We start from the raw sequence: 24858 nt of genomic DNA on the forward strand, positions 1-24858 counted from the left end.
TTTCTTTATATTTTATAAGTTGGCATTCTTCAAATATTTCATGATAATGGGTGTTGCTCCCGCTTTTTGCTGTACATATTGACGGGCGGATTTCGCTGCCTCTGCACGTTTTGATTGATCCTGCAATCGTCCAAAGGCATCCATAAGCCCCTTACTATCAGCAAATGAAAAGCCTCCCCCCTGTTCAATCAGATCTTTCGCTTCTTGGAATTTCTTAAAATTGGGACCAAACAGCACAGGCATTCCATAGGTTGCCGCTTCGAGCGTATTATGTATCCCTACACCAAATCCGCCGCCGATATAGGCGACCTCACCATAACCATACAAAGAAGACAAGAGTCCAATATTGTCTATGATCAATACTTTTGCTTCCGTTAAAGTTACCGTCTCATATTCCGCCATTTTTGAAAAACGAAGCGCTGCAGGCCACAGATTTAATATGCTGACGATATGGCCCTCATTGATCTCGTGCGGCGCCAAGATTAACTTATATTCTGAAAACTGCTGGAACAGCTCTTTCAATAATTTTTCATCCTCAGGCCAGGTACTTCCAGCCACCAAAACAGGAGCCGTTCCCACAAAATCCGCTATCAACGGTATTTCTTTTCGAACCTTAGGAAGGTCAATCACACGATCAAAACGTGTATCACCTGCTAATCCCGCATTTCGGATTCCATATTCTTTTAACAAACGCACGCTTTCCTCATTCTGAACAAAAAAATAAGTCACAAAGCCCAGAATTTTCAGAAAAAAGGTACCATAAGCTTGAAAGAAAATCTGTTCCGGTCTAAAAATTGCCGAAACAAGAAATAATGGAATAGACCTGCTGTGTAAGCCTTCAAAATAATAATACCAATATTCATATTTTGTAAAGACTGCAAATGAGGGATTGATCAGGTCTAAAAAAAGCTTTGCATTCTGAGCAGTGTCATAAGGTAAATAGAAAACATGATCCGCCAGATTGGTATTCTTTCTGATCTCATAGCCAGAAGGAGAATAAAATGTTACAATTATTTTATGGTCCAAATAATTATTTTTTACGGCTTCTAAAACAGGTCTTCCCTGCTCAAATTCGCCCAATGAAGCGAAGTGAAACCAGATATGTTTTTGGCTAGAGTCAACCGATTGTTTCATCCGCAAATACCAGTCTTTTCGCCCTGTTACCATAAGGCGCGCTTTGGTATGAAAAGGGGCCAAAATACGCAATAAGAGTCCATAAAGAAAGATTCCAATTGAATAAAGCAAACGCATGTTGTTAAAATAATGTTTATCTTAGTCAAAGATATCAAACCCATTTCATTAATAAGGAACCATTGAGTGGAAAATAAACATCGCAAACGGATTTTGATCACTGGAGCAGCAGGCTTCCTTGGTTCCCACCTTTGCGATCGCTTTATTGCCGAAGACTACGATGTTATCGGAATGGATAACCTGATCACTGGAGACCTACAGAATATCGCACATTTATTTAAGCTGGAGAATTTCGACTTTTATCATCACGATGTTTCAAAATTTGTGCATATTCCAGGAGATTTGGATTATATCCTCCATTTCGCTTCTCCAGCCAGTCCTGTTGATTACCTCAAAATCCCGATTCAGACACTCAAAGTCGGCTCCTTAGGTACGCATAATCTCCTTGGCTTGGCTAGGGCGAAACAAGCCCGGATATTAGTAGCATCGACCTCAGAAGTCTATGGCGACCCTTTGGTCTCACCACAGTCAGAAGATTATTGGGGCAATGTTAACCCTGTCGGCCCCAGAGGGGTATATGATGAGGCCAAAAGATTTCAGGAAGCAATTACGATGGCCTATCATAATGCGCATAGGCTGGACACACGTATCGTAAGAATATTTAACACCTTTGGTTCCAGAATGCGTCTAAATGACGGACGTGCGATTCCAACGTTTATAGCACAAGCTATTCGAGGCGAAGACATTACCCTTTTTGGTGATGGTTCACAAACACGGTCATTCTGTTATATCGATGACCAAATCGAAGGCATTTATAGGTTGTTGCATTCAGATTGTATACAGCCCATAAACATAGGTAATCCAGATGAAATATCACTATTACAGTTGGCACAGGAGATCATAGCACTAACAGGCAGCTCAAGTAAGATCAGCCATAGGCCATTGCCCATAGACGACCCTAAACAACGTAAACCGGATATTGGTCTAGCGAAGGCAAAATTGAATTGGCAGCCCAAAATAGACCGAAAATTAGGCTTAGAAAAAACCATAGATTTTTACAGAAAGGTTCCTTTGGAAACTTTATTACATAAAGACTTTACATACTATAATCAAAAATAATGAGCAAAAAAATATTAGTCACAGGCGGAACAGGCTATATTGGTTCTCACACAGTTGTCGAACTACATCAGGCAGGATATATTCCTGTCATCGTTGATGATCTTTCCAATTCAAATATCAAGATATTGGATCAAATAGAGAAAATCATCGGGATTAAACCCGAATTTCATCAATTCGATCTTTGTGATTCCAATAAGGTAAATGAATTTGTGAAAAATAACAGTGATATTTCAGGGATTATTCATTTTGCAGCATCCAAAGCTGTAGGTGAATCCGTTCAAAACCCTTTAAAATACTACCACAATAATTTCTTCTCCTTGATCAACATCTTGGAATCTTATCGGAATAAACCGATTAATTTTGTATTCTCTTCAAGCTGTACTGTTTACGGCGAACCAGACTATCTTCCTGTCAATGAAAGTGCTCCTGTAAAAAAAGCAACTTCACCTTATGGAAATACAAAACAGATCGCCGAAGAGATTCTTCAAGAAACAGCTACTGCATACGATAACTATAACATTATCGCCCTACGTTACTTCAATCCAGTAGGTGCGCATGAGTCTGCATTGATAGGCGAACTTCCAAATGGTGTACCTCAAAACTTATTACCATTCATTACGCAGACCGCTATCGGAAAAAGAGAAAAACTAATGGTATTTGGAGACGATTATGACACACCTGATGGTTCTTGTGTACGTGATTATATTCACGTGGTCGATTTAGCAAAGGCACACGTTGCTGCAATCAAATTATTGGAAAAAGGAAACCCTAACGGACAATATGATGTGTTTAATGTAGGAACTGGTAACGGTTATTCAGTACTTGAAGCCATCAAAGCATTTGAAAAAGCCTCTGGTCAAAAATTGAATTATGAAATTGGCCCACGTCGGGATGGCGATATCATCAAAGTATATGGTGACGTGACCAAATCGGCAGATCAATTGCACTGGAAAGCTGCATTGGGCATCGATGAGATGATGGCCTCCGCATGGGCGTGGGAAAAAAATCTGAAAGAAAATCCTTTGGATTAAATAGGAGCTCGTTGAGCTCAAGAAAGCATTATAATTTTTCACTTCATATGACCGTCTTAAGAACTGAGACGGTCATTTTTTTGATAATAGTGGATTGGATTGTTTGCATCCTTTCTCTTTTTCCAAAGGCTACGCCTTGTTTCTGAAGAAACAAGGCTGGGTAAAATCAGCTTATTTTTGTTGAAAAATTTACACGAAGAACCGTGTTAGTTGTTTGATAAATCCATTATCATCTATTCCTATACCTAAAGGCACCACAGTAAAACCCTGTTATCAAGCATCTTGTTGATTTTTGGACAATTCCAAATTTGAGTAAAATGACAATTGTAAATCTTGCAATTTTCAAGGGACTTTGTTGTAAATAGCTTATGGACAAGTTCGCTCCATGCTCGTCCCGCTCCCGACTTGTAAAAAACATGCAGGCACAGTGAAAGCACCGTAAAAGGTGGACTCAAGGTGGACTCACTGTGCACTCAAACTGCTTACAGTTCGAACTCGGTAATAACATGGTCTTAACTTGGTCCCCATCAGATCCCTTTGCCAGCCGAAGGGTGACAGTAGACATCCCCAAGAAGCAACTTGACAAAATATGTGCTTGATATCGATGCATTACTTTTTTGGAAAAACCGGCACCCAGCTCGATTCGACTGCCATTGGTAGGATCATTACGTAATAAAAAGCGAAAACAAGCATCACGATCTTTCAGCAAAGCATTCTTAATGTTGAGATGAATAAGAAATTCCCCTTTAGACAAGTTCTTTATCAGAGATATATTCCATCAATATTCCGGCCTGTCCACCAAGTTTCTTTTTCAAACGTTGCATTGATTTTTTGATTGCATCAGGAGTAACGCCCAAAACATTGGCAACCTCTCTATTATTTAAGCCCATTTTCATAAGCACAATCACCCTCAGATTAGATTCGGTAATATCTGGAAATTTAGCCTGAATATTTTGCAATAAGTTCGGAAACTCCTTAGCAAGCAGAAGCTTAAATTCCTGCCATTTCTCATCGGTGATAAGATGAGACTGCAAAAGTGTTTTAAGTTCATCCCGGTCTTTGACAGGTGTCTCCCCCATTTCATCAAGCATAGAAGAAAGAAGATCTATCTGTTCATTATTACGCTTGAGATATACCATATACTCCTCTAGCTGACTTTTGGAACTCATCAATTCCTTGTCCAATTCGGCTTTGGTGTACTTGAGATTCAACAACTGATATTCATATTCCCGCATACGCTTACGTGAACGGTATCGAAAGGCATTATAAATAAAAAAGGAAACGACCAATACAAACAAACTCAATGTCACCCACAATCTTGTTTCAGCACGTTTCTTCTTGATGAGCGCCTGAGCCAAAGATAGTTTATCAGCATATTTTTGCTTGTCAGCCATAAATTTCAATTGCGACAACACGGGATCTCCATCCAGAAATCGCAATGAATCTTGGAGTTGTTCGATACGCCGGCGCGCATTTAGTTCTTGCTTCAAGTCACCATTTTGAACAGCAAGATTCAACTTATGCCCCTCAAGCTCCAATATCGTCTTTTTGTCATCGGCTCCTTCCAATAGATGTTCGGTTTCCTTGATCATTTGACGGACTTCGCGATTTGCGCCCATAGAAATACACAAGCGGATCCGCATCATTAAAGCAAAAACGGTATTTTTATTATTACCCAGAGATTTCGAGATTTCCAAATCTTTATCCAAAAGTGACAATGCCTTCTGATAATCTTTCATTCCCTCGTAGATCCGTGCCTGATTGCCCAAGGTCTTGGCATAACGAAGAGAATCCTTCTCAGAAAGCGCCAAATTTTGGGCAATCTCAAAATTTTTCATCGCCTGCACCGTATCCCCACCACTTTTTAAAGTCAATAAGCCTAGGTTGTCCAAAATCTCGGCTTTCAGTTTTGGAGAGATGCCTTCTTGCTGTTGGCCGAGTTCCAAATACTTAATTCCCGTTCTATAGTCGCCCAAAGTGCCGAAGAAATAACCAAGCTTTTTGTATGTATGTGTCAGATCTAACACCAGATCCTTTGGTATATCCTCTATGCCCTTTTCACCCTCCAATAGCAGAGGAAGTGCCTCAGAAGCTTTTAGACATCTGTACAGATAAAAACCGTACATCACCTTTACCCAAGCTTTGACATTCTGATAATTATACTCCTTTTCCAGGTCGAGTGCCTTTAGGTAGTATTTGTCACTAAAGCTATTTCTTCCACCTTCACTGTCAAAAGATTGATCCGCTAACAAGCAATAATAAATCGCGAGCAATGCATTGTCATTTTTCCGAATAGCCTGATTAAAATATGGGGTTAGGTATATGCTCAACGCTGAACTAGAAGTCTGATACTTCTGTGATTCCCGGATAATTGTCTCATAAAAGTTCTTTTCTTCCACAGAAGAATTAGAATCCATGATATCCATTCCAAAAACAGCGCGACTGGGAATTATCGTTATAAAAAAAAGTATAATAAAAAATCTCAGCATAACGGCATAGAAATCGAATTTCTCACTAAAAATAAAAAATAATTTTAATTAAATCAGCATACATTAAAATCAACATACAGATAAAAGAGAAATACGCTGATCCGATAAAATAAATGATTAAACTGGGATTCCGGACATCTTAAATATCTTTAGAAAGATGTATCATGCCCATGTGAACTAAAACTATAAATGCGATTTGGCGTAATGGCTTTAGTCAATACAACATCGTGTTCATTTCGATCAGCGATTCGTTCGATTGGATCAAAAAAAGATAGTCCTACACGTTGGGTTTCTAACGTACAAAGTGCAAAAAAACGATCATAAAATCCTTTCCCATAACCGACGCGATGACCATCAACATCAAACGCCAATAAAGGAACTAGAATAAAATCAATAACTGAAGGGCGTACTTCTACTCCTGAAACAGGCTCCGGAATTCCCCACTCATTCGTCTCGAAAATCGTTTGATGATCAAGGATATAGTGTTGCATGGAATAGTTCGAAAAGTTTGAGCGAGATACGACCAAGATGATCTTCGGAAAAAATTCCTTCACATAATTTATGATAGGATAAGTATCGGGTTCATGATATTTTTGGATTGGAAGATAAACATGCATATAGCTAACCTTTGTTAGATCTATTTTTTGAAATTGCAACAGTAATTTATGGTTAAGACTTTCCTCATCTTCTGTGGAAAGTTGGCATCTTTTTATCTTAAACTCCTGTCTTAATTCCTTTTTAGATTTCATGCTTAAAGATAATTTTTTTATTCCATCATTCAGCTGAAACGCATCCAGTAAATGGATGATCTAATTCTCGATAATGAAACTGCAAATAGACGGAAGCAGGCAAAAAAAACGGCCTTGTAGCGAGCGCTATCAAGACCGAATAATCAACCTAAACCTAAAATCTTATATTACTTTACGCGTTCGATATAGTTACCTGTTTGCGTATCGACTCTTACTTTCTCTCCCTGGTTAATGAATAAAGGCACCATAATCTCTACTCCTGTTTCTACAGTAGCTTTTTTCAAAGCGTTTGTAGAAGTATCTCCCTTCACTGCTGGCTCCGTATATGTAATTTCCAATTCAACACTTTTCGGTGCTTCTGCCATAATAGGCTCATCACTTTCAAAAGCAATAATGACAGTCATTCCTTCTTTCAGGAAACGCGCTGAATCACCAAATAAAAACTTAGGAATATTGAATTGCTCGTATGTGTTGTTGTCCATCACTACGAAAAATTCGCCATCCTCGTATAGGTATTGGTAATCACTCGTTTCAACACGCGCAATCTCCACACTCTCATCAACTCTAAAACGATATTCAACTAATTTCCCAGTCTTCACGTTACGCATTCTTGCTTGATAAAAAGCGCGCAAATTACCTGGTGTACGGTGTATATATTCTTCTACAGAGACTAACTCTCCGTTAAATCTTAAAATATTTCCTGATTTTACCTCTGATGCCTTAGCCATTCTTTGAATTGAACTTTAAACGGTTATCTCATTATTGAGTCGTCAAAAATACAAAAACTAATTGTTTTATAAAAATTTTATTCGCTACTTTTTGAAGTCGACGATAGAAATTGTTTCGTCACAAAATTCGTATTCTTTTTTTTGATTTGAACAGATAATAAACAATCTAAAATCGAGCTTGGTACGCGCTATTAAATTCAGATACCATTCCTCTCCTGCGCTATCCAGATTACTTGTTGGCTCGTCCAACAATACTAAATTTGAATTAGAGCAACATGCCAGTACCAGTTTAACCCGCTGACGCATTCCTGATGAAAAATGCTTTATTTCTTTGTCCAGAGCACTTTCCAACCCTAACAAATTTAAAACACTTTCTTTATCAAAACCCTGAAGATAACTTTTAAATTGAAAATGAAAATCGAACAGCTCACGCAAGGTAAATTCTTCAATCAACTCTATATATGGTGCAGCGATAGACAATTGTTGGTAAACCTGATCAATACCAATGATGCTCTCCCCATTCGTATAAACCAATTCACCTTCAGAAGATGACAAGCTCCCAGAAAGAACCTTCAACAAGGTGGATTTTCCAGAACCATTCTGTCCGAGGACAGCATAGCTCTTTCCGGATTCAAAACGATAGTTAATATGCCTGAAAATCCATTCGCTGTTATATCTTCGACCAATATCCTTTAATGTTATTTCCAAAGCTATAAAAATCAGTAATGCTATTACATCGCTCTATTGTTGAATCCCTTCATGATACCTCTTCCGGAGTTCCGAATGAAATCCAAAATTTCATCACGGATCTCTGTTGCCTGATATTCAGCTTCAATAATTTCTATTGCTTTAGCAAGATTTCGGTTCTGAACAAATAGAATCCGGTAAAGATTTTGAATTTCAGCTATCTGTTCTTCCGAAAAACCTCTTCTCCGCAATCCCACAGAGTTAATTCCTGCATATGAAATCGGCTCACGGGCTGCTTTTACAAATGGAGGAATATCTTTCCGCACCAAAGAACCTCCTGTGACGAATGCATGCGAACCAATTTTCACAAATTGATGTACTGCAACCATTCCTGCTAAAACAACATAATCCCCGACTGTGATATGTCCCGCAAGGGTACTATTATTCGAAAAAACACAATTATCACCCACTTCACAATCGTGTGCAACGTGGCTGTAAGCTTGAATCAAACAGTTTTTACCGATGACAGTTTTATAACGGTCCTTGGTTCCTCTATTGATTGTTACACATTCACGAATCGTTGTATTATCTCCAATTTCTGCTGTTGTAATCTCGCCATCAAATTTTAAGTCTTGAGGTTCACCAGAAATCACGGCACCGGGATATATCTTACAGTTCTTTCCAATTCGAGCTCCATCCATAATGGTCACGTTTGAACCAATCCAAGTACCTTCTCCAATGACAACGTCCTTGTAAATGGTTACAAATGGTTCAATGACCACATTTTTAGCAATCTTTGCTTCTGGATGAATATAAGCTAATGGCTGTATCATCTATACTTCTTTAGTTGTTATTTACTCTTACGATCTGTGCCATAAGTTCTGCCTCGCAGACAATTTTCTCTCCCACCATGGCCACACCTTTCATTTTAGCAATACCTCTCCGGATCGGCTCCATGAGATCACATCTAAAAATAACACAGTCCCCTGGGGTTACTTGTGCTTTAAAACGTGCATTCTCAATTTTGAGAAATAAGGTTAACCAGTTTTCAGGATCTGGAACAGTCTTTAGGACCAAGATACCACCAGTCTGCGCCATTGCTTCAACTTGCAATACACCGGGGAATAATGGAGCTCCAGGAAAATGTCCCATAAATAAGTCTTCATTCATGGTCACATTCTTTAACCCCACAACATGTGTCTCGGTTAATTCTAAAATCTTATCGACCATGAGCATTGGCTGACGATGTGGAAGGATTTTCATAATCTCCACAGTATCATACAACGCTGGCATATTTGGATCGTAAACTTTTATTTTTTTACGTGTTTTATCTTTCTTAATCTGCTCTTTGATTTTCTTTGCAAAGGCAACATTTGCAGCATGCCCCGGACGAGCAGCCATAATATGGCCTTTCAGAGGTCGACCTACAAGTGCCAAATCACCAACCATATCCAACAGTTTATGTCGGGCTGGCTCATTCTGATGACGCAACTGAATATTATTCAGAATACCTTCTTTTGCAACGGCAACTGTATCGTTATGAAAAAGATGCGCAAGTTTCTGCAATTCCTCAGGAGAAGTTTCTTTATCAACAATAACAATTGCATTGCTTAGATCCCCTCCCTTGATGAGTCCGTGGTCGACTAACATCTCTAATTCGTGTAGAAAACAAAACGTACGTGAAGACGCTATTTCTGCTTTAAAATCTTCTATAGAAGTAATCGCAGCATGTTGACTACCCAAAACAGGTGAATTGAAATCAATCATACAAGTCAAACGATAATCATCCATAGGCATTCCTAGGATCTCAACTTTACGTTCTGGCTCTGCATAATGAATATTACTAGAGATTTCATAATAATCTCTATCCGCATCTTGTTCTTCAAACCCCGCTTCTTCCAACAATTTCACAAAAATTGCTGAACTCCCATCCAATATTGGAATTTCAGGACCATCAATATCAATCAGAACATTGTCGATTTGAAGACCAATTAATGATGCCATTAAATGTTCGATTGTACTAACACTTGCTCCATTTTGAGAAATAGTGGTTCCCCTGGAAGTGTCTGTAACGTTATCTGCATCAACCAAAACCTCAGGTTGACCGTCTAAATCTACACGTCTGAACTTAAACCAGTGATTTTCCGGAGCTGGTTTGATCGTCATCGATACAATTTTTCCTGTATGAAGACCTACCCCCGAAATTTCAACCTCGTTTTTGATGGTTCTCTGTTTCACATTCATTTCTAATAACATATTTTTAAATCAAAACTTCTTTTGACAAAACCATCATGAGATTATAATATTTATATCGAAATAGCAGCAAGCTGGACTACTCATGATAACTTCATTACAATTAGATAACAGTTTATTTCAATGAAAAAAGATTATTTTAACTTTGATTCTATTAATTTTTCTAGCTCTTGGATGCGTTTCTCCAACTCTGGAAGGCGGGCAAATATGACATTTGATCGCAGCTGAGGCTGATACGGCATCACTGGTGTGCCACCCCATTTTTTCCCTTCGTCTTTAATTGACCGATTAACACCCGATTGAGCTTGTATTTGAGAGCCTTTAGCCACGACAATATGCCCTACGACACCCACCTGTCCTCCTAACACCACTCGTTCTCCAATTTTTGCACTCCCAGAAATCCCCGTCTGCGCAGCAATTACTGTATTTTTACCAATATCAACGTTATGTGCTATCTGAATCAGATTATCCAATTTGACACCATCACGCACAATAGTCGCTCCCATAGTAGCTCTATCGATCACAGTATTCGCGCCAATCTCGACATTGTCCTCTATTTGAACATAACCTATTTGTGGAACCTTCTTATAAGAACCGTCTTCCTGAGGGGCAAAACCAAAACCATCAGAGCCAATAACGACACCTGAATGAACAACAACGTTCTTGCCTACCTTGCAATCATGGTAGATCTTTACTCCTGGATAGAGGGTCGTATTATCATCAATCGTAACTTTATCTCCTATAAAAACCTGTGGATAGATCTTCACATTATCGCCGATCGTAGCTCCTTTACCGATATAAACAAACGCTCCAATATAGCCGCCAGCTCCTAATGTCGCCTCAGGATGTATAAAATAGGGTTCTTCACGTCCACTTTTGTCAAGACGAAACTCATTATACATATTCAATATGGTAGAGAAAGCCGCATAGGCATTCTTAACGCGAATAATCGTCAGTGTGGGTTTGGTCGCTTGCATCAATTGCAAATCTTCATTCACAATGACTATCGATGCATCAGTAGTATAAATAAAATGCTCATATTTTGGATTTGACAAAAAAGAAAGATCGCCTTTTTTACCTTCCTCAATTTTGGCAAGGTTACCTACAGTAACTTCAGGATTCCCTTCAATCCTTCCTTCTAATAATGTCCCTATTTGTTGAGCAGTAAATTGCATGGTACAAATCTATGTTTTTTTATTAAAAAATAACTATCCGATGGAAGGAATTGCAATATATCCTACCTCTTTCGGATAACATAATGCATATTTGGACACATTTTTTGACAACGCTTCTAAATTTCCAAGATCCGACGCTTCAGTAATATCAATAAGTTCTCCCGACTTCAATAATATCTTGATTTGATCATTGGAAGGATTATATGCGCGATTATGAATTTCCTGTGTAAACACATAATAATGAATATCCTCTTCCTTTACACCCAAGGACTCCCGTACTTTGGCTTTTACCAATTCGATATAATCTGAGGGAAAGGGTTTATTGCTCATAACTGAACGATACAGGTCTCTTTTCATTATTCGCTGACACATTTTACTCAAAATCTTATCCTCATGCAGCTCCCATGTTTTTATCGCTGACATAATATCCGTATCATCTAAACGAGTAAACCAGTCCAAATGCAACGGGTCAGCCATAAAATTTGTTCGGTCAATCTCCTGACTCAAAAACCAATGGAATGCTGGAGTAGAAAAGAGTGCTACTCCAGATGCTGTTAAATATTTTGCTCTTTGTAAAATTTTAATCAATAATTGCTCCGCTCCTATAACCGTTTTATGTAAATACACTTGCCAATACATCAGTCTCCGCGCAATAATAAATTTTTCCACAGAATAAAGTCCTTTATATTCAACTACAATCTCGTCATTCACTACATTCAACATCTTAATAATGCGGTCAAATGAAATTACTCCTTCAGAAACACCCGTAAAAAAGCTGTCTCTATTCAGATAATCCATCCGGTCTACATCCAATTGGCTAGAAACAAGCTGATGGAGAAATTTTCGAGCGTATTTATTATTAAAGATATCAATCGCCATACTTAATCTCCCCCCCAAGTCCTGATCCATCCGATCCATCAACAAAGAGGAAAGTAATTCATGCGAAACGCCTGCAATCAAACTATGTTCCAGTGAATGGGAAAAAGGACCGTGACCGATATCGTGTAGCAAAATTGCAGCTAAGACAGCTTCTTCTTCCTTTTCAGAGATCTCTACCCCTTTACTTCTAAGCGTCTCCAATGCCATCGACATCAAATGCATAGCACCTATAGCGTGCTGAAATCGTGTATGTAACGCCCCTGGATAGACCAAATGAGTCATACTCACCTGCTTAACATAGCGAAGTCGCTGAAAATAGGGATGTTGTACAAGGTCAAAGACCAACCCAGTAGGAATGGCAACAAACCCGTATACAGGATCATTGATGATTTTATTTTTATTCAATGCGGCGATAAATTAATGCTACTTTTCAACATATTAAATAGAAAACCCACTTATGTAAAACACAAACTTATGGTTATCACTAATATAAACTTAAAACAAAGATAGTTAGTTCATCGTTAAGAAATGTTAAAAATAAATCTAAAGCACGATATTTGCTTATGTTAGCACGATATTGAAATCCATTCAATGACCGAGGTATTTTCTTTTGTTACAATTTGAGTAACATATCAACCTCTCTTATAGTAGACATATATAACAAGATGCAAAAAACACATATTCTCTGGGCTGATGACGAGATTGACTTTCTAAAACCTCATATTTTGTTTTTAGAAAGTAAGGGGTATAAAGTTGACACAGTCAACAATGGAAATGATGCAGTTGAAGCCTTTAAAAATGGTTTTTTTCACTTAATATTTCTGGATGAAAACATGCCGGGGCTAACTGGGCTCGAAACACTCTCGATCATCAAATCCATTAATCCTACAGTTCCTATCGTACTCGTCACCAAAAATGAAGAGGAACATGTCATGGAAGATGCCATCGGATCTAAAATAGATGACTATTTAATCAAACCTGTAAATCCCAAGCAGATTTTGATGACAATAAAAAAACTCACTGAGAATAAACGTATTGTCAATGAGAAAACTTCCATGGCCTACCAGCAAGATTTCCGCAATTTAGGGATGATATTAAATGACGATCTGGATTTTAACCAATGGTCAGAAGTATATAAAAAACTTGTTTACTGGGAGTTATCACTTGAAAAGCTCGATGACAACAACATGCATGAAATCCTGACCATGCAAAAGTCGGAAGCGAACATGCAATTTTCAAAGTTTGTAGAAAATAACTATATCAATTGGATCAATCGTCCGGAAAATGCACCTATTTTATCCCATCAGTTGTTTAAAAAGAAAGTATTTCCAGTACTTGAGGATGAAATATCTACCTTTTTCGTCCTGATAGATAATTTGCGTTTTGATCAATGGAAAATCATCAACGAGGTGATTACTGATTATTTTAGACTGGAAGAAGAGATCAACTATTTCAGCATCCTCCCAACAGCAACGCAATATGCGAGGAATGCAATCTTCAGCGGCTTAACGCCATTGGAAATGGAAAAACGGTTTCCGAAGTTATGGCAAAATGACGAGGATGAAGGTGGCAAGAACTTATATGAAGACAAATTTCTAGATGATCAGGTCAAAAGGTTATATCGTAAACCGATAAAACATTCTTACACCAAAGTTTTAACACTTGAACAAGGCAAGGACGTTTTAGATAATTTAGGAAACCTGATACATAATCAGCTCAATGTTCTGGTCTACAACTTCGTTGATATGCTATCCCATGCACGCACGGACAGCTCCATGATCCGTGAACTGGCGAATGATGAAGCGGCATACCGTTCGCTTACCTTATCGTGGTTTGAGCACTCACCTCTTTTAGAGACCCTTAAATGGCTTTCACAGAAAAAAGTACGTGTTATTATCACAACGGACCATGGGACGATTCGGGTCAAAAAACCGAGCAAAATTGTTGGAGATAGAAATACAAATACAAACCTCCGCTATAAACAAGGGAAAAATCTAAATTACATTGAAAAAGATGTATTTACGATAAAGAATCCCCATGATGCACAGTTACCCAAACTTCATGTCAGCTCAACTTATGTATTCGCCAAAGAGGATTCCTACTTTGTTTATCCAAACAATTACAATCAATTTGTTAATTACTTTAACGGAACATTCCAGCATGGAGGAATATCATTGGAAGAAATGATCATCCCCTTTGCGACATACTTGCCGAAATAGTAATTTTGCAACATGGAAATTATCGTAAATACAACGGCAGATCTTTCTGTTGCAGCCCAAACTCTTTTGAACAGGTTTCCAAAGGATCGAATTTTTCTGCTATATGGCCCAATGGGGGCAGGAAAAACGACCTTTATAAAATATTTGTGTGAACAATTAGGTGTAAAAGATAGCACGTCGAGTCCTACCTTCTCGATTGTTAATGAATATGATTCTGACAACGGGCCAATATATCATTTTGATTTTTATCGGATTAAAGATGAACAGGAGGCATTTGACTTTGGTTATGAGGAATATTTCTATTCGGGAGCATACTGCTTTATTGAGTGGCCTGAAAAAATACCAAATTTGTTGCCTGAAGAAGCAAAAGAAATACATATCAGCATCATAGACGCTGCTACCCGAAAAATATCTATCCGTTAATCTATCTTTTATCATACTCCATTATGGCTCATTCATCATCTTGTCAATATATTCCTTCAGATATCCACGTCCCGGGGTTAGCAGCTATTCATGCTGAACATTTAAGTTTCTCATTTCATGAAAACAATGTACAGTTTGCTGTTGAAAATGCTTCTTTTGATATTGAAGGAGGAAAAATAACGGCTATTATTGGTGAGTCCGGAAGTGGAAAAAGTACCCTACTTAAATTAATCTATGGCCTGTTAGAACCTACGGACGGTGGCGTGCGGTATAAAGGCTGGCAAGTTCCTACGCGTAAAGACAAGCTAATACCCGGACATGATGCCATGAAACTCGTCTCGCAAGGATTCGACGATTTAAATACCTATGCGAATGTATGGGATAATGTTGCTTCACAGCTACCCAATACGGATATCAAACGTAAGCAGGATAAGACCGCAGAGATTTTACAACGCTTACGCATAGATCATTTGGCAAAAAAAAGAGTCGCTGATATCAGTGGTGGAGAAAAACAGCGCGTTGCCATCTGTCGCGCATTGGTCAATGAACCAGAAGTACTTCTGATGGATGAACCGTTTAACCAAGTTGACGCGTCTTTTCGAGATACCTTGCAACAGGACATCAAAGATATTGTAAAGGAAACAGGTCTTACGATAATTTTGGTTTCGCATGATCCCACTGAGGTCCTTGCTCTGGCAGACAACCTTATTGTCATGAAATCAGGAAAAATATTAGATCAAAATAATCCACATCTGTTGTATAGCCAACCATCACACCCTTATACGGCACAATTGTTGGCAAAAAGTAATATCCTAAATCCCCAACATGCACAAAATTTAGGTATAGCAAGCGAAAAGCCTATTGCAATTCACCAGGAATGGATCTCTATTATGCTCGCCGAAGAATCACCTTTCTATGTAAAAGACACTAAATTTAGAGGCTTCTATTATGAAATCGTTGTTTCAAACAATGTGGTTGACCTACATTGCACAACCACTTCACAACTAATTCCTCAGAAAAATCAAGCGGTTGATCTAACAATTTCCAATTGGATCCCCTTCGATTAATTCAAGGTGGACACCCAGGACAGAAATACATCAAACCATTTTTTTTCTGAAGTTTTGTTGATCAATCCAAAACCGTGGCCGCCTTGTTCAAACACATAGAGTGTATTTGGGACATGCACCTTATCCAATGCCGCCATCATCTGGTAGCTGTTTTCAATCGGAACAGATTTGTCATCTTTGGCATGCACAAAGAAAACAGGACAGACCTCTGGAGAAACCTGCAAATCTGAAGAGAATAATTGAACAAGTTCTTCGGATGGATTCTCTCCAATCAGATTAATTTTAGAACCTTTATGCGTCACATCATTCTGCATGGAAATAACTGGATATATTAGTCCTGCAAAGTCCGGCCGCAGTGACACATGTGATGGATTGGCGATATATTCTTTCTTAAATTTGGTCACTAAGGTTGATGCCAAATGCCCTCCCGCTGAAAAGCCTATAACACCAACTTTTTTGAATTGTGGGTTGGAAGTACGAATCAATTGAACTGCCCGCTGAGCATCTTGAAGCGGTCCAATGCTCTTATCCCGCATGATATTGGGTGACGGTAATCTATATTGTAATACATACGCCGAATATCCATTTCTTACTAGTTCCTTAGCGACTGCATGCCCTTCATGATCCATTGCGATATGTGAGTATCCACCCCCAGGGATCACAAGTACGGCAATATTTTTGGCTGCACCTTCAGCTGGTTTATAAACAAATAATTTGGGTATATTTTTTTCCAAAAGAACCTGATCTTTATCAGTTGCATTTGGAATAGTATCCGGGTAAAGATTTATAACTTCCTGAGCCTTTGCAAGCGAAACCAAAGAACACAGGATCATAAGAATTTTTTTCATCCTTTTAAATTTGATTTTTCAGTTGTGATGAAGCTATCAGATTTATTCATCCCGCTATGTGATTATTCATTCATAATTTGTTTTTTAGTTGCATTCATGAACTCGTTTCACTCGGTTTGAATAAATCATGATGGTTTCATCTGTATCATATAATATGAGGTGTGCGTTACAGTGAAGAAACTACCAATAAGTCCAAATCTTTTGCCGTCATATTAAATCGGGAAGCCATATCGGCATTGGTTAGGTTGCCTTGGTACAGATAGATTGAACTTCTTATCCCCGGGCTTTTCCAAATCGCATTTTTCAATCCGCCCAATTCTGCAAAGTCCAACAAGATGGACGTGAAAATATTACTCATCGCATAAGTCGCTGTACGAGCGACCCGCGAAGCGATATTGGGAACACAATAGTGAATGACATCAAATTTTCGAAAAACAGGTTTATCATGCGATGTTACTTCCGATGTCTCAAAATTCCCACCTTGATCAATACTGACATCTATAACAACCGAGTTCGGTTTCATCTTTGAAACTGTTTCTTCGGAAATCACACAAGCAGAGCGGCCGTTGCGCGCGCGCAATGCGCCAATAACTACATCTGAACTTATAACTGCTTTATTGAGAATAATTGGTTGAATAACTGAAGTGAATACAAGACTACCAAGATTGTTTTGCAAACGGCGGAGTTTATAAATTGAATTGTCAAATACTTTTACTTGTGCGCCCAGCGCCAAGGCTGTTCGTGCAGCCTGTTCCCCAACTGTGCCCGCGCCTATAATGACGACCTCTGTAGAGGCTACTCCTGTAACACCTCCTAGCATGAGCCCCTTTCCACCGAAAGCATTACTTAAATACTCTCCAGCTATCAAAGTCGCCGTCGCCCCGACAATTTCGCTCATTGCACGTACCACAGCTAAACATCCTCCCTCATCCCGCAGATATTCATAGGAGATTGCGGTAATCTTCTTATGCATCAGCGCCTTTAACACTTCAACATTCATTAAAGAAGGCTGTTGGGAAGACAAGAGTACTTGCCTCTCTTTCATCAATTTAACCTCAGAGACGGTAGGGCTACCTACTTTAATGATCAAATCAGCCTGGTATATTTCTTCACTGGATGACACGATCCGAGCTCCCTGTTCACTATAATGGTGATCCAAAAAATTTGCTCCGGCTCCGGCTCCGGTCTCAATCAATACCTCATGCCCATTTTCGACAAGTAATGCTACCGCCAACGGTGTCAGACATATACGCTTTTCCTGAAGCGAGATCTCCTTTGGAATGCCAATAAAAAGACTTTTCCCGTTCTTTTTCTTCTCAAAAAGCATTTCTTTCGGAGAAATCATGGCCTGACTCGCAAGCTTCCCTAACTCATTCATTTTATTAAATTGACTTTAGTTAAAATTACGATAAATAATTAATCTAATCAAACGAAGATAAAATTGTCATAATACCCACATCGTTGTCGAACCAATAACACAAATCATAGATCTCCTATTACCTTTTGGAACCATTATATGGTGTGGAAGATTAATGCATATAAAGACCATGGGAATGAAACAAAATTATCTACATTTGTCTAAATTAATCAGATATAATACCATGCTAAGTAAAATCAGTATAGTACCCAGATGGATCATTTTTTTATTGGATATTTTCAGTGTCTCTATCGCTTATCTCCTTGCAAACGTCATTTATTACGATTTTAACTTCGATTTTCTCCTTGACATAGATTTCAGCATAAGATATATTCTATTTATAAGTGTCTGCTCCCTCTCATTTTACTTATTCAAGATGTATACTGGGATAATTCGTTACACAAGCGCGATTGACTCCATCCGGATATTATCCACCATAATATTTAGCGTATTCATGCTTTTAATCATCAAATTGATTATTCAAGCAAATGAAATTGAACGGAACATTCCCACGGCATTAATCATCTTTTTTGCGCTCTTCTCATTTTTAATATTAACAGTATATAGAACTATTATTAAAATTTTCTTTCTCTATACAAAAAAGGTCAATGGCACCAGAAAAAAAACCTTGATTTATGGCGCAGGTGATCTCGGTATCGCCGTAAAAAGAACACTAGATCATGATGTTAGATCGAAAAATGCTATAATTGGTTTTTTGGATGATAATGACCAGAAGATCAACAAAGTGATTGATGGAACGAAAATTTATTCATCCAAGAAATTTAATCATCTGATCAATACCTTAAATGTTGAAGAGGTCATTATAGCATCACATAATATTCCTTCAGAGCGCAAGAATGCAATTACTGATATTGCTTTAGAGCGAAATGTAAGTATATTAACACTTCCACCTGTCAAAAAAATCATGAATGGGGATCTTAATCCCAATCAGATTCAAAAAATAAAAATTGAAGATCTTTTAGAAAGGGATCCAATCAAAATCAATGACGATCATATCCTAAACCAAACCAAAGGTAAAAGGATCCTTGTTACTGGTGCAGCTGGATCAATCGGGAGCGAAATCGCCTCACAATTGGGTAAATATGAACCCCAAATGATTATCCTCTGTGATCAGGCGGAATCCCCATTGCACAATTTACAATTGGATTTACAAGACGAATTCCCAAATCAAGTATACCACACTTATATAGCAGATATCAGAAGTACAAAAAGAATGCGTTTACTATTTGAAACATTCAAACCACATTATGTATATCATGCGGCAGCTTACAAACACGTACCTATGATGGAAAACCATCCACTTGAAGCTGTACAAACCAATGTTATGGGTACCAAAAACCTAGCTGATCTGGCGGTGGAATTTCAGGTCGAAAAATTCGTTTTCGTTTCTACTGACAAGGCTGTTAATCCAACAAATATTATGGGGGCAACAAAACGAATTGCCGAAATATATGTACAGGCCCTAAACAATCATTTGGAAAGCTTATCGAATGGTGACGTCAATACCAAATTTATTACCACACGCTTTGGCAATGTCCTTGGCTCAAATGGTTCTGTTATTCCTAGATTTAGAGATCAGATCCAAAAAGGAGGTCCTGTTACAGTAACTCACCCCGAAATTACACGTTATTTTATGACTATCCCCGAAGCCTGCCGACTTGTTCTTGAAGCTGGTGCAATGGGTCAGGGTGGAGAAATATTCGTCTTTGACATGGGTAAATCAGTGAAGATCGTTGAACTTGCCAAGAAGATGATACGTCTTTCTGGATTTAAACCGAATGAAGATATCGAAATAAAGTTTACAGGTCTAAGACCAGGTGAAAAATTATATGAAGAGCTGTTAAACGATCTAGAAAATACCCTTCCGACGCATCATGAGAAAATTATGATCGCCAAGGTCCGTGAAAATAATTATAACATTGTAAGCCTGAAACTAGCGGAATTAAAATTGCGGTTAGCGACTCAAAATAAAAATGAGGTCGTTTATCAAATGAAGCTTATTGTTCCAGAATTTAAAAGTAAAAATTCGATCTATGAACAACTGGATAAAGAAATTGAATTGTCAAATGAGTCCGAAAACAAAAGTTAATTCACTTTAAAATTTGTAAAACACTTGCAAATTTGCTCGAAAAGTGTATTTTTGCAACCATATTTTACTGATTAGTAATGTCTAAAAATACAAATAATACAAATCAAGGTTTGAAACCTTCAAAAGGATCTTTTTTTCAAGATAACCAAAAAAGCGTTGCGTTTATTTTAGGTGGTATCGTTGTATTGATTTTGCTGTACTTTGGATACGAAAAACTCTACTTGCAACCAAGAGCAGAGGAAGCATCGAATCGCATGTACAAAGCCGAGCAGCTTGTTACAATTGATTCTTTACAGAATAAAGCGATTTCAGGAGATGGCGCATTCCTTGGTTTCAAGCAAATTGCAGACGAATATTCAAACACAAAATCTGCAAATATTGCAAATGCATATTTAGGAGGTCTTTACTTACGTCAGGGTAAATTTGATGATGCTGTAAAAGCATTGGAAAAATATTCCCCTACAGGAAGTCAAATCTTAGACCCACTAGTTATCGGTTTGACTGGAGATGCTTATTCAGAGTTAAAAGACTATAAAAAAGCTGCTGATTATTACAAACAAGCTTCTGAAAAATCGAGCAACTCATACACAACTCCATTATTTCTAAAAAAATTAGGTCTTGTTTACGAAGCACAAAACGACTACAAAAGTGCTGAAACAGCTTACAAAAAGATCAAAACAGATTTTCCAGAAAGCCAAGAGGCTTCTACTATCGATGGTCTATTGGGTAGAGTACAAGCACATTTATAAGAAATCATAAATACACAAAAAAGAGGCTATTTGATAGCCTCTTTTTTTGTGACCATCTAAAATCACTATCTTTGCATCTATTATGGCAAGTAGCATTAAAAATCTATCAGACTTTTCGCATATCCAAGTTGCGGATGCGAGTCCATTCAAATTTGCAATCGTAGTTGCACAGTGGAATGCAGAAATTACTGGTGCACTATTGAACGGTGCTATATCAGGTTTAGAAAAACATGGTGCAAAAGAAGGCAATATCGAAGTTATCGAGGTTCCAGGAAGCTTCGAACTGACCTCTGGAGCAGATCTGGCCTTGAGAAATCAACGCTTTGATGCTGTTATCTGTCTGGGATGTGTAATCCAGGGAGAAACCCGCCATTTCGATTTTATTTGCCATGCGGTCGCCAATGGCATTTCAAATGTAGGACTGAAGTATAATAAACCGGCTATCTTTGGTGTACTGACTACAGACAACCTTCAACAAGCTTTGGACCGTGCCGGTGGAAAACATGGCAATAAGGGTGAAGAAGCTGCTATTACAGCAATACAAATGGCTACCATCGCTAAAAAATTCTAGTTTGGTATCAATTTTGTCTATTATTTAATCATGAAAAAGTATTCTGGGCCAAAACATAAAAATGCACAAGTACTTTTATTTTAAATAAATCGATTAATAAAATATGATAATATCTTATTAATCGATTTTTATTTTTTAGATATGATTATGAAAACATTATCGAACATACTCTTAGCATTTATGCTATCATTCCTTTCTCTCGGGCATTTATCTGCTCAAGATGATAGCCTGAATAAACAGATCTGGCGCAGTATTGGTGGTCAAGGGAAATGGGATTCCTTACAATATCTCGCTTTCTCGGCAAAGGGCAATACAGTATCGGAAGAATTGTCTAATGAAGAACGTAAATTCCTCTTTAACCGTACAACAGGAGAATGTAGATTCGATGGATTTAGTGGATCTGATCAGGTGACCTATTTATTCAATTTTAAAGGAAACAGCACAGATAAGCTTTTTATAGCAGGCAATGTATCTACTGACGGTCAAGAAATAAAGAAATCCATAAAAAATCAACTTTTTGCAGATTTAAATCTACTGTTGTTACCCACGCTTATAGAGCAAAGAAGTGTTCAGTTTAAAAATCAGGAAGAACGTTTTATTGGCGGGCAAAAATTAACAGTTGCAAGTATTACCTCATCAGGTCAGGTTCTCGGTTCGAAGCTAGACGGTTTAATCTATATAGATCAAAATACGGGTGAGATTACGCGTTACGAATACACTGATAAATCAGAAAAAATCAGTTATGAGGTAAGCAAATACAAAGAAATAGGTGATGGAATACGTCTACCTAGTTTATTTAGCGCTGCTAGCAACGACAAGAGAACCTGTGTATTCTCTTCGATCTCTTCATTTGTGCAAGTCGAGCAAAAGAAATTTAAAGAATTATAATTATTATGATCAATTGGATAGAATTAAATACAGAAGAACAATTACAAGAACTTTATCAATCGGACAAGGTGTCCGCCATATTCAAACACAGCACAACCTGTGGTATCAGTAACATGGCAAAACGCAGCTTAGAACGGATGTCAAATACAGTTGATCAGGAGTATTCTATTTATCTTTTAGACCTGTTGCGCTACCGGGCACTTTCCAATGAAATTGCTCAACGATGGAATATTGAACATCAATCACCGCAGATACTGATTGTCGAAGGCAAAAACAGCCTTTATGATGCGTCACATGGGGATATTCAATTTGACGAAATTGAAAAATACCTATAATTATTTGATCTTAAATATTTTGCCTTCATCATAGGCACTCAATGTAAGATTATCCCAAGTGATCATTCCATTGGATTTTTTCTTTAATCCACGTGGATTTTTGGCTACGATTACTTGGGATTCGCCAACCACTTTTACAGTATTCTGTCGAACTATGATAGCAGTTCCCTCATCAATCCCGATACAGGTCTTGTCAGGGAACTCAGCTAAGGCAGTAAAAAGTCGATTATATCGACTTCTCTTTACAAAATGCTGATCTATAATCGCGGATTTTATCAATCCCAGACCTTTGGATGTCTCTAAATTTTGATGTTCCAGTCTATTGAAGGTAGGCCGATAGACCGAATCTTTTAATTGATTACCTGTTATCATTGTCTCGCTCATAATAGCCGCACCAGCGCTTGTGCCCGCTATACATGCGCCTTGCTGATAAGCTGCATGAATCGCGTCGAACAATGCTGTATGCTCCACGATCGACATAAAACGATTTTGATCTCCCCCTGTAATATAAATCAGTTTTGCATGGCGTACCGAATCAACTAGCGTCCGATCTTCGGCATCCGATTTCGAAAAATTAATACTGGTGATCTTATTTTTTGTCACTTCCTTGAGTTGATGTACCATGCCTTCTACAGACTCATCGGGGATCGTGGAAGCCATCGGTAAGATCATAATGTAATCCTTTGGCGAAAGCCGAGCTGCTTCGACCAAAGCCTCCATCAGATGTTCATCTTTATGCCCACCACCAATAATGAACAATGTTCCCTTAGGTGAAATTCGCGATTTCTGGTTGGTGAAAGAACACAAAACGACTACTGCAATAATACACAACAACTTTTTCATAACAGCTTCCCTTAGATTATACGTTTGATTACTTATAAATTTCTACTTTTACCGTACCCTCCTTTGTAACCGTCCCTCTATACATTCCTTCGGTATTAAACGGCATGGCGACATGACCTTCTTTATCCATAACAATCATTCCACCATCTCCGCCCATTTTGCCAATCCGATCAATGACAGCTTGACCTGCTTGCCATACATTATCATTTTTATATTCCATTAAGGCCGAAACCGAATATGCAGCTACATTACGAATATAGAATTCACCCCAACCGGTACAGGAAACCGCACAGGTTGCATTATTAGCATAAGTCCCTGCACCAATAATTGGTGAATCGCCAACACGACCAAATTTTTTGTTCGTCATCCCTCCGGTCGAAGTACCCGCAGCTAAATTCCCCTGATTATCCAATGCGACACAACCCACTGTCCCAAATTTATAGTCCTTATTAAGGATACCCAAACGGGAACTCTGTTTCTGATCATGATCCAGCTGTGTTTTGGTACTGTCCTCTTTTTTAATTTTTTGTAGGGCATCCCAACGCATTTTGGTCCAAAAGTAAGATGGATCTACCAATTGCAATCCCACCTGTTTTGCAAACTCTTCTGCTCCTTTGCCCACCATCATGACATGTTCCGATTTCTCCATGACCGCACGCGCTGCGGAAATTGGGTTTCTAATGGTTGTGACGCCAGCAACCGCACCAGCAGCTAATGTCTTTCCATCCATAATAGACGCATCCAATTCGTTTTTTCCCGCATTCGTAAATACGGCTCCCTTTCCCGCATTAAACAAGGGAGAATCTTCCATTACATGAATCGCTTGTTCAACGGCATCCAAGCTTGAACTCCCTTGCTTTAATTGGCTATAACCAGCTTGTAGAGCCTGCTCTAAAACCGTTTTATAGGCCTGCTCCATGGAGTCAGTCATATTTTTTTTCAAAATTGTCCCTGCACCACCATGAATTGCCAGAACAAATTGTTCCTTCGTCATGTCTTGCTTCTCCTTTCCGTCATTGTGATTACAGGAAGCCACAACCGCAGCACTTCCAATAATCATGGCTATCATTGCATGTATCTTCATTTT

Annotated in this window: 23 protein-coding genes; 10 read left to right on the forward strand and 13 right to left on the reverse strand. The window is 38.3% G+C overall.

Annotated elements, in window-relative coordinates; translation table 11 throughout:
* Positions 1-12 precede the first annotated feature (12 nt).
* On the reverse strand, positions 13-1251 hold the full coding sequence (locus OGI71_RS18345) for a glycosyltransferase N-terminal domain-containing protein (protein WP_282250897.1): 1239 nt from the start codon (positions 1249-1251) through the stop codon (positions 13-15).
* A gap of 66 nt (positions 1252-1317) precedes the next feature.
* Between OGI71_RS18345 and OGI71_RS18350 the strand changes: the two genes are divergently transcribed.
* Positions 1318-2310 (forward strand): UDP-glucuronic acid decarboxylase family protein, encoded by a 993-nt coding sequence (locus OGI71_RS18350; protein ID WP_282250901.1) that lies wholly within the window; start codon positions 1318-1320, stop codon positions 2308-2310.
* Positions 2310-3341, forward strand: coding sequence for a UDP-glucose 4-epimerase GalE (gene galE / locus OGI71_RS18355; protein ID WP_282250903.1), 1032 nt, complete (start codon positions 2310-2312; stop codon positions 3339-3341). The genes OGI71_RS18350 and galE overlap by 1 nt, the downstream gene beginning before the upstream one ends.
* A gap of 746 nt (positions 3342-4087) precedes the next feature.
* Here galE and OGI71_RS18360 read toward each other — a convergent pair.
* The 8 genes from OGI71_RS18360 to OGI71_RS18395 form a co-directional block, all read right to left on the reverse strand.
* Positions 4088-5758, reverse strand: a complete 1671-nt coding sequence (locus tag OGI71_RS18360) for a tetratricopeptide repeat protein (protein WP_282250905.1) — start codon at positions 5756-5758, stop codon at positions 4088-4090.
* A gap of 221 nt (positions 5759-5979) precedes the next feature.
* Positions 5980-6579, reverse strand: a complete 600-nt coding sequence (locus OGI71_RS18365; RefSeq protein WP_282250906.1) for a 5-formyltetrahydrofolate cyclo-ligase — start codon at positions 6577-6579, stop codon at positions 5980-5982.
* Between the two features lie 167 nt (positions 6580-6746).
* On the reverse strand, positions 6747-7307 hold the full coding sequence (gene efp / locus OGI71_RS18370) for an elongation factor P (protein WP_120261848.1): 561 nt from the start codon (positions 7305-7307) through the stop codon (positions 6747-6749).
* Between the two features lie 84 nt (positions 7308-7391).
* Positions 7392-8015, reverse strand: a complete 624-nt coding sequence (locus tag OGI71_RS18375) for an ATP-binding cassette domain-containing protein (RefSeq protein WP_282250907.1) — start codon at positions 8013-8015, stop codon at positions 7392-7394.
* Positions 8016-8038: 23 nt separating this feature from the next.
* On the reverse strand, positions 8039-8827 hold the full coding sequence (gene lpxA, locus OGI71_RS18380; protein WP_075990789.1) for an acyl-ACP--UDP-N-acetylglucosamine O-acyltransferase: 789 nt from the start codon (positions 8825-8827) through the stop codon (positions 8039-8041).
* Between the two features lie 10 nt (positions 8828-8837).
* Positions 8838-10238: a bifunctional UDP-3-O-[3-hydroxymyristoyl] N-acetylglucosamine deacetylase/3-hydroxyacyl-ACP dehydratase gene (locus OGI71_RS18385; RefSeq protein ID WP_259186648.1), complete on the reverse strand. Its 1401-nt coding sequence runs from the start codon at positions 10236-10238 to the stop codon at positions 8838-8840.
* 143 nt (positions 10239-10381) lie between these two features.
* Positions 10382-11422, reverse strand: a complete 1041-nt coding sequence (lpxD, locus tag OGI71_RS18390; RefSeq protein WP_282250908.1) for a UDP-3-O-(3-hydroxymyristoyl)glucosamine N-acyltransferase — start codon at positions 11420-11422, stop codon at positions 10382-10384.
* Between the two features lie 33 nt (positions 11423-11455).
* A complete protein-coding gene (locus OGI71_RS18395) occupies positions 11456-12706 on the reverse strand; it encodes an HD domain-containing protein (protein WP_282250910.1) in 1251 nt (416 codons plus the stop codon).
* Positions 12707-12966: 260 nt separating this feature from the next.
* Between OGI71_RS18395 and OGI71_RS18400 the strand changes: the two genes are divergently transcribed.
* From OGI71_RS18400 to OGI71_RS18410, 3 genes are read left to right on the forward strand one after another with little or no spacing between them, the layout of a single operon-like run.
* Entirely contained in the window at positions 12967-14520 is a 1554-nt protein-coding gene (locus tag OGI71_RS18400) for a PglZ domain-containing protein (RefSeq protein WP_282250912.1), read from the forward strand.
* A 12-nt stretch (positions 14521-14532) separates the two neighbouring features.
* Positions 14533-14943, forward strand: a complete 411-nt coding sequence (gene tsaE, locus OGI71_RS18405; protein ID WP_282250913.1) for a tRNA (adenosine(37)-N6)-threonylcarbamoyltransferase complex ATPase subunit type 1 TsaE — start codon at positions 14533-14535, stop codon at positions 14941-14943.
* 23 nt (positions 14944-14966) lie between these two features.
* Complete coding sequence (locus OGI71_RS18410; protein ID WP_282250914.1) at positions 14967-16010, forward strand: ABC transporter ATP-binding protein; 1044 nt, start codon at positions 14967-14969, stop codon at positions 16008-16010.
* Here the strand turns inward: OGI71_RS18410 and OGI71_RS18415 are convergent.
* Positions 16007-16858, reverse strand: coding sequence for an alpha/beta hydrolase (locus OGI71_RS18415; RefSeq protein WP_282250916.1), 852 nt, complete (start codon positions 16856-16858; stop codon positions 16007-16009). The genes OGI71_RS18410 and OGI71_RS18415 overlap by 4 nt on opposite strands.
* Positions 16859-17024: 166 nt before the next feature.
* On the reverse strand, positions 17025-18236 hold the full coding sequence (locus OGI71_RS18420) for an alanine dehydrogenase (protein WP_282250918.1): 1212 nt from the start codon (positions 18234-18236) through the stop codon (positions 17025-17027).
* Between the two features lie 223 nt (positions 18237-18459).
* On the opposite strand from OGI71_RS18420, the gene OGI71_RS18425 reads away from it, so the two are divergent.
* The 5 genes from OGI71_RS18425 (at position 18460) to ytxJ (ending at position 22928) form a co-directional block, all read left to right on the forward strand.
* Complete coding sequence (locus tag OGI71_RS18425; RefSeq protein ID WP_282256149.1) at positions 18460-20385, forward strand: nucleoside-diphosphate sugar epimerase/dehydratase; 1926 nt, start codon at positions 18460-18462, stop codon at positions 20383-20385.
* A gap of 77 nt (positions 20386-20462) precedes the next feature.
* Positions 20463-21134, forward strand: coding sequence for a tetratricopeptide repeat protein (locus tag OGI71_RS18430; RefSeq protein WP_120261859.1), 672 nt, complete (start codon positions 20463-20465; stop codon positions 21132-21134).
* An 82-nt stretch (positions 21135-21216) separates the two neighbouring features.
* Entirely contained in the window at positions 21217-21705 is a 489-nt protein-coding gene (gene ribH / locus OGI71_RS18435; protein WP_282250920.1) for a 6,7-dimethyl-8-ribityllumazine synthase, read from the forward strand.
* 147 nt (positions 21706-21852) lie between these two features.
* Positions 21853-22593, forward strand: coding sequence for a hypothetical protein (locus tag OGI71_RS18440; RefSeq protein ID WP_282250922.1), 741 nt, complete (start codon positions 21853-21855; stop codon positions 22591-22593).
* A gap of 5 nt (positions 22594-22598) precedes the next feature.
* Positions 22599-22928: a bacillithiol system redox-active protein YtxJ gene (gene ytxJ / locus OGI71_RS18445; protein ID WP_282250923.1), complete on the forward strand. Its 330-nt coding sequence runs from the start codon at positions 22599-22601 to the stop codon at positions 22926-22928.
* Here the strand turns inward: ytxJ and OGI71_RS18450 are convergent, their stop codons facing one another.
* Both OGI71_RS18450 and OGI71_RS18455 read right to left on the reverse strand, forming a co-directional pair.
* The gene (locus OGI71_RS18450; RefSeq protein ID WP_282250924.1) at positions 22929-23771 is read right to left on the reverse strand and encodes a cyanophycinase; all 843 of its coding nucleotides are present in this window, start codon (positions 23769-23771) and stop codon (positions 22929-22931) included. It lies immediately after the preceding gene.
* Between the two features lie 28 nt (positions 23772-23799).
* Positions 23800-24855 carry an isoaspartyl peptidase/L-asparaginase gene (locus tag OGI71_RS18455; protein WP_282250925.1) on the reverse strand — a complete coding sequence of 352 codons (1056 nt, stop codon included), beginning with the start codon at positions 24853-24855 and terminating at the stop codon, positions 23800-23802.
* Between the last annotated feature and the right edge of the window lie 3 nt (positions 24856-24858).

The organism is Sphingobacterium sp. ML3W (assembly GCF_029542085.1).
Lineage (GTDB): Bacteria > Bacteroidota > Bacteroidia > Sphingobacteriales > Sphingobacteriaceae > Sphingobacterium.

Excerpts from the sequence above, each read along its gene's own strand:
- OGI71_RS18345 (WP_282250897.1), bottom strand. The coding sequence starts at position 1,251 with ATGCGTTTGCTTTATTCAATTGGAATCTTTCTTTATGGACTCTTATTG.
- galE (WP_282250903.1), top strand. The coding sequence starts at position 2,310 with ATGAGCAAAAAAATATTAGTCACAGGCGGAACAGGCTATATTGGTTCT.
- OGI71_RS18360 (WP_282250905.1), bottom strand. The coding sequence starts at position 5,758 with ATGGATTCTAATTCTTCTGTGGAAGAAAAGAACTTTTATGAGACAATT.
- OGI71_RS18365 (WP_282250906.1), bottom strand. The coding sequence starts at position 6,579 with ATGAAATCTAAAAAGGAATTAAGACAGGAGTTTAAGATAAAAAGATGC.
- efp (WP_120261848.1), bottom strand. The coding sequence starts at position 7,307 with ATGGCTAAGGCATCAGAGGTAAAATCAGGAAATATTTTAAGATTTAAC.
- lpxA (WP_075990789.1), bottom strand. The coding sequence starts at position 8,827 with ATGATACAGCCATTAGCTTATATTCATCCAGAAGCAAAGATTGCTAAA.
- OGI71_RS18385 (WP_259186648.1), bottom strand. The coding sequence starts at position 10,238 with ATGAATGTGAAACAGAGAACCATCAAAAACGAGGTTGAAATTTCGGGG.
- lpxD (WP_282250908.1), bottom strand. The coding sequence starts at position 11,422 with ATGCAATTTACTGCTCAACAAATAGGGACATTATTAGAAGGAAGGATT.
- OGI71_RS18400 (WP_282250912.1), top strand. The coding sequence starts at position 12,967 with ATGCAAAAAACACATATTCTCTGGGCTGATGACGAGATTGACTTTCTA.
- tsaE (WP_282250913.1), top strand. The coding sequence starts at position 14,533 with ATGGAAATTATCGTAAATACAACGGCAGATCTTTCTGTTGCAGCCCAA.
- OGI71_RS18410 (WP_282250914.1), top strand. The coding sequence starts at position 14,967 with ATGGCTCATTCATCATCTTGTCAATATATTCCTTCAGATATCCACGTC.
- OGI71_RS18415 (WP_282250916.1), bottom strand. The coding sequence starts at position 16,858 with ATGAAAAAAATTCTTATGATCCTGTGTTCTTTGGTTTCGCTTGCAAAG.
- OGI71_RS18420 (WP_282250918.1), bottom strand. The coding sequence starts at position 18,236 with ATGAATGAGTTAGGGAAGCTTGCGAGTCAGGCCATGATTTCTCCGAAA.
- OGI71_RS18425 (WP_282256149.1), top strand. The coding sequence starts at position 18,460 with ATGCTAAGTAAAATCAGTATAGTACCCAGATGGATCATTTTTTTATTG.
- OGI71_RS18430 (WP_120261859.1), top strand. The coding sequence starts at position 20,463 with ATGTCTAAAAATACAAATAATACAAATCAAGGTTTGAAACCTTCAAAA.
- ribH (WP_282250920.1), top strand. The coding sequence starts at position 21,217 with ATGGCAAGTAGCATTAAAAATCTATCAGACTTTTCGCATATCCAAGTT.
- OGI71_RS18440 (WP_282250922.1), top strand. The coding sequence starts at position 21,853 with ATGAAAACATTATCGAACATACTCTTAGCATTTATGCTATCATTCCTT.
- ytxJ (WP_282250923.1), top strand. The coding sequence starts at position 22,599 with ATGATCAATTGGATAGAATTAAATACAGAAGAACAATTACAAGAACTT.
- OGI71_RS18450 (WP_282250924.1), bottom strand. The coding sequence starts at position 23,771 with ATGAAAAAGTTGTTGTGTATTATTGCAGTAGTCGTTTTGTGTTCTTTC.
- OGI71_RS18455 (WP_282250925.1), bottom strand. The coding sequence starts at position 24,855 with ATGAAGATACATGCAATGATAGCCATGATTATTGGAAGTGCTGCGGTT.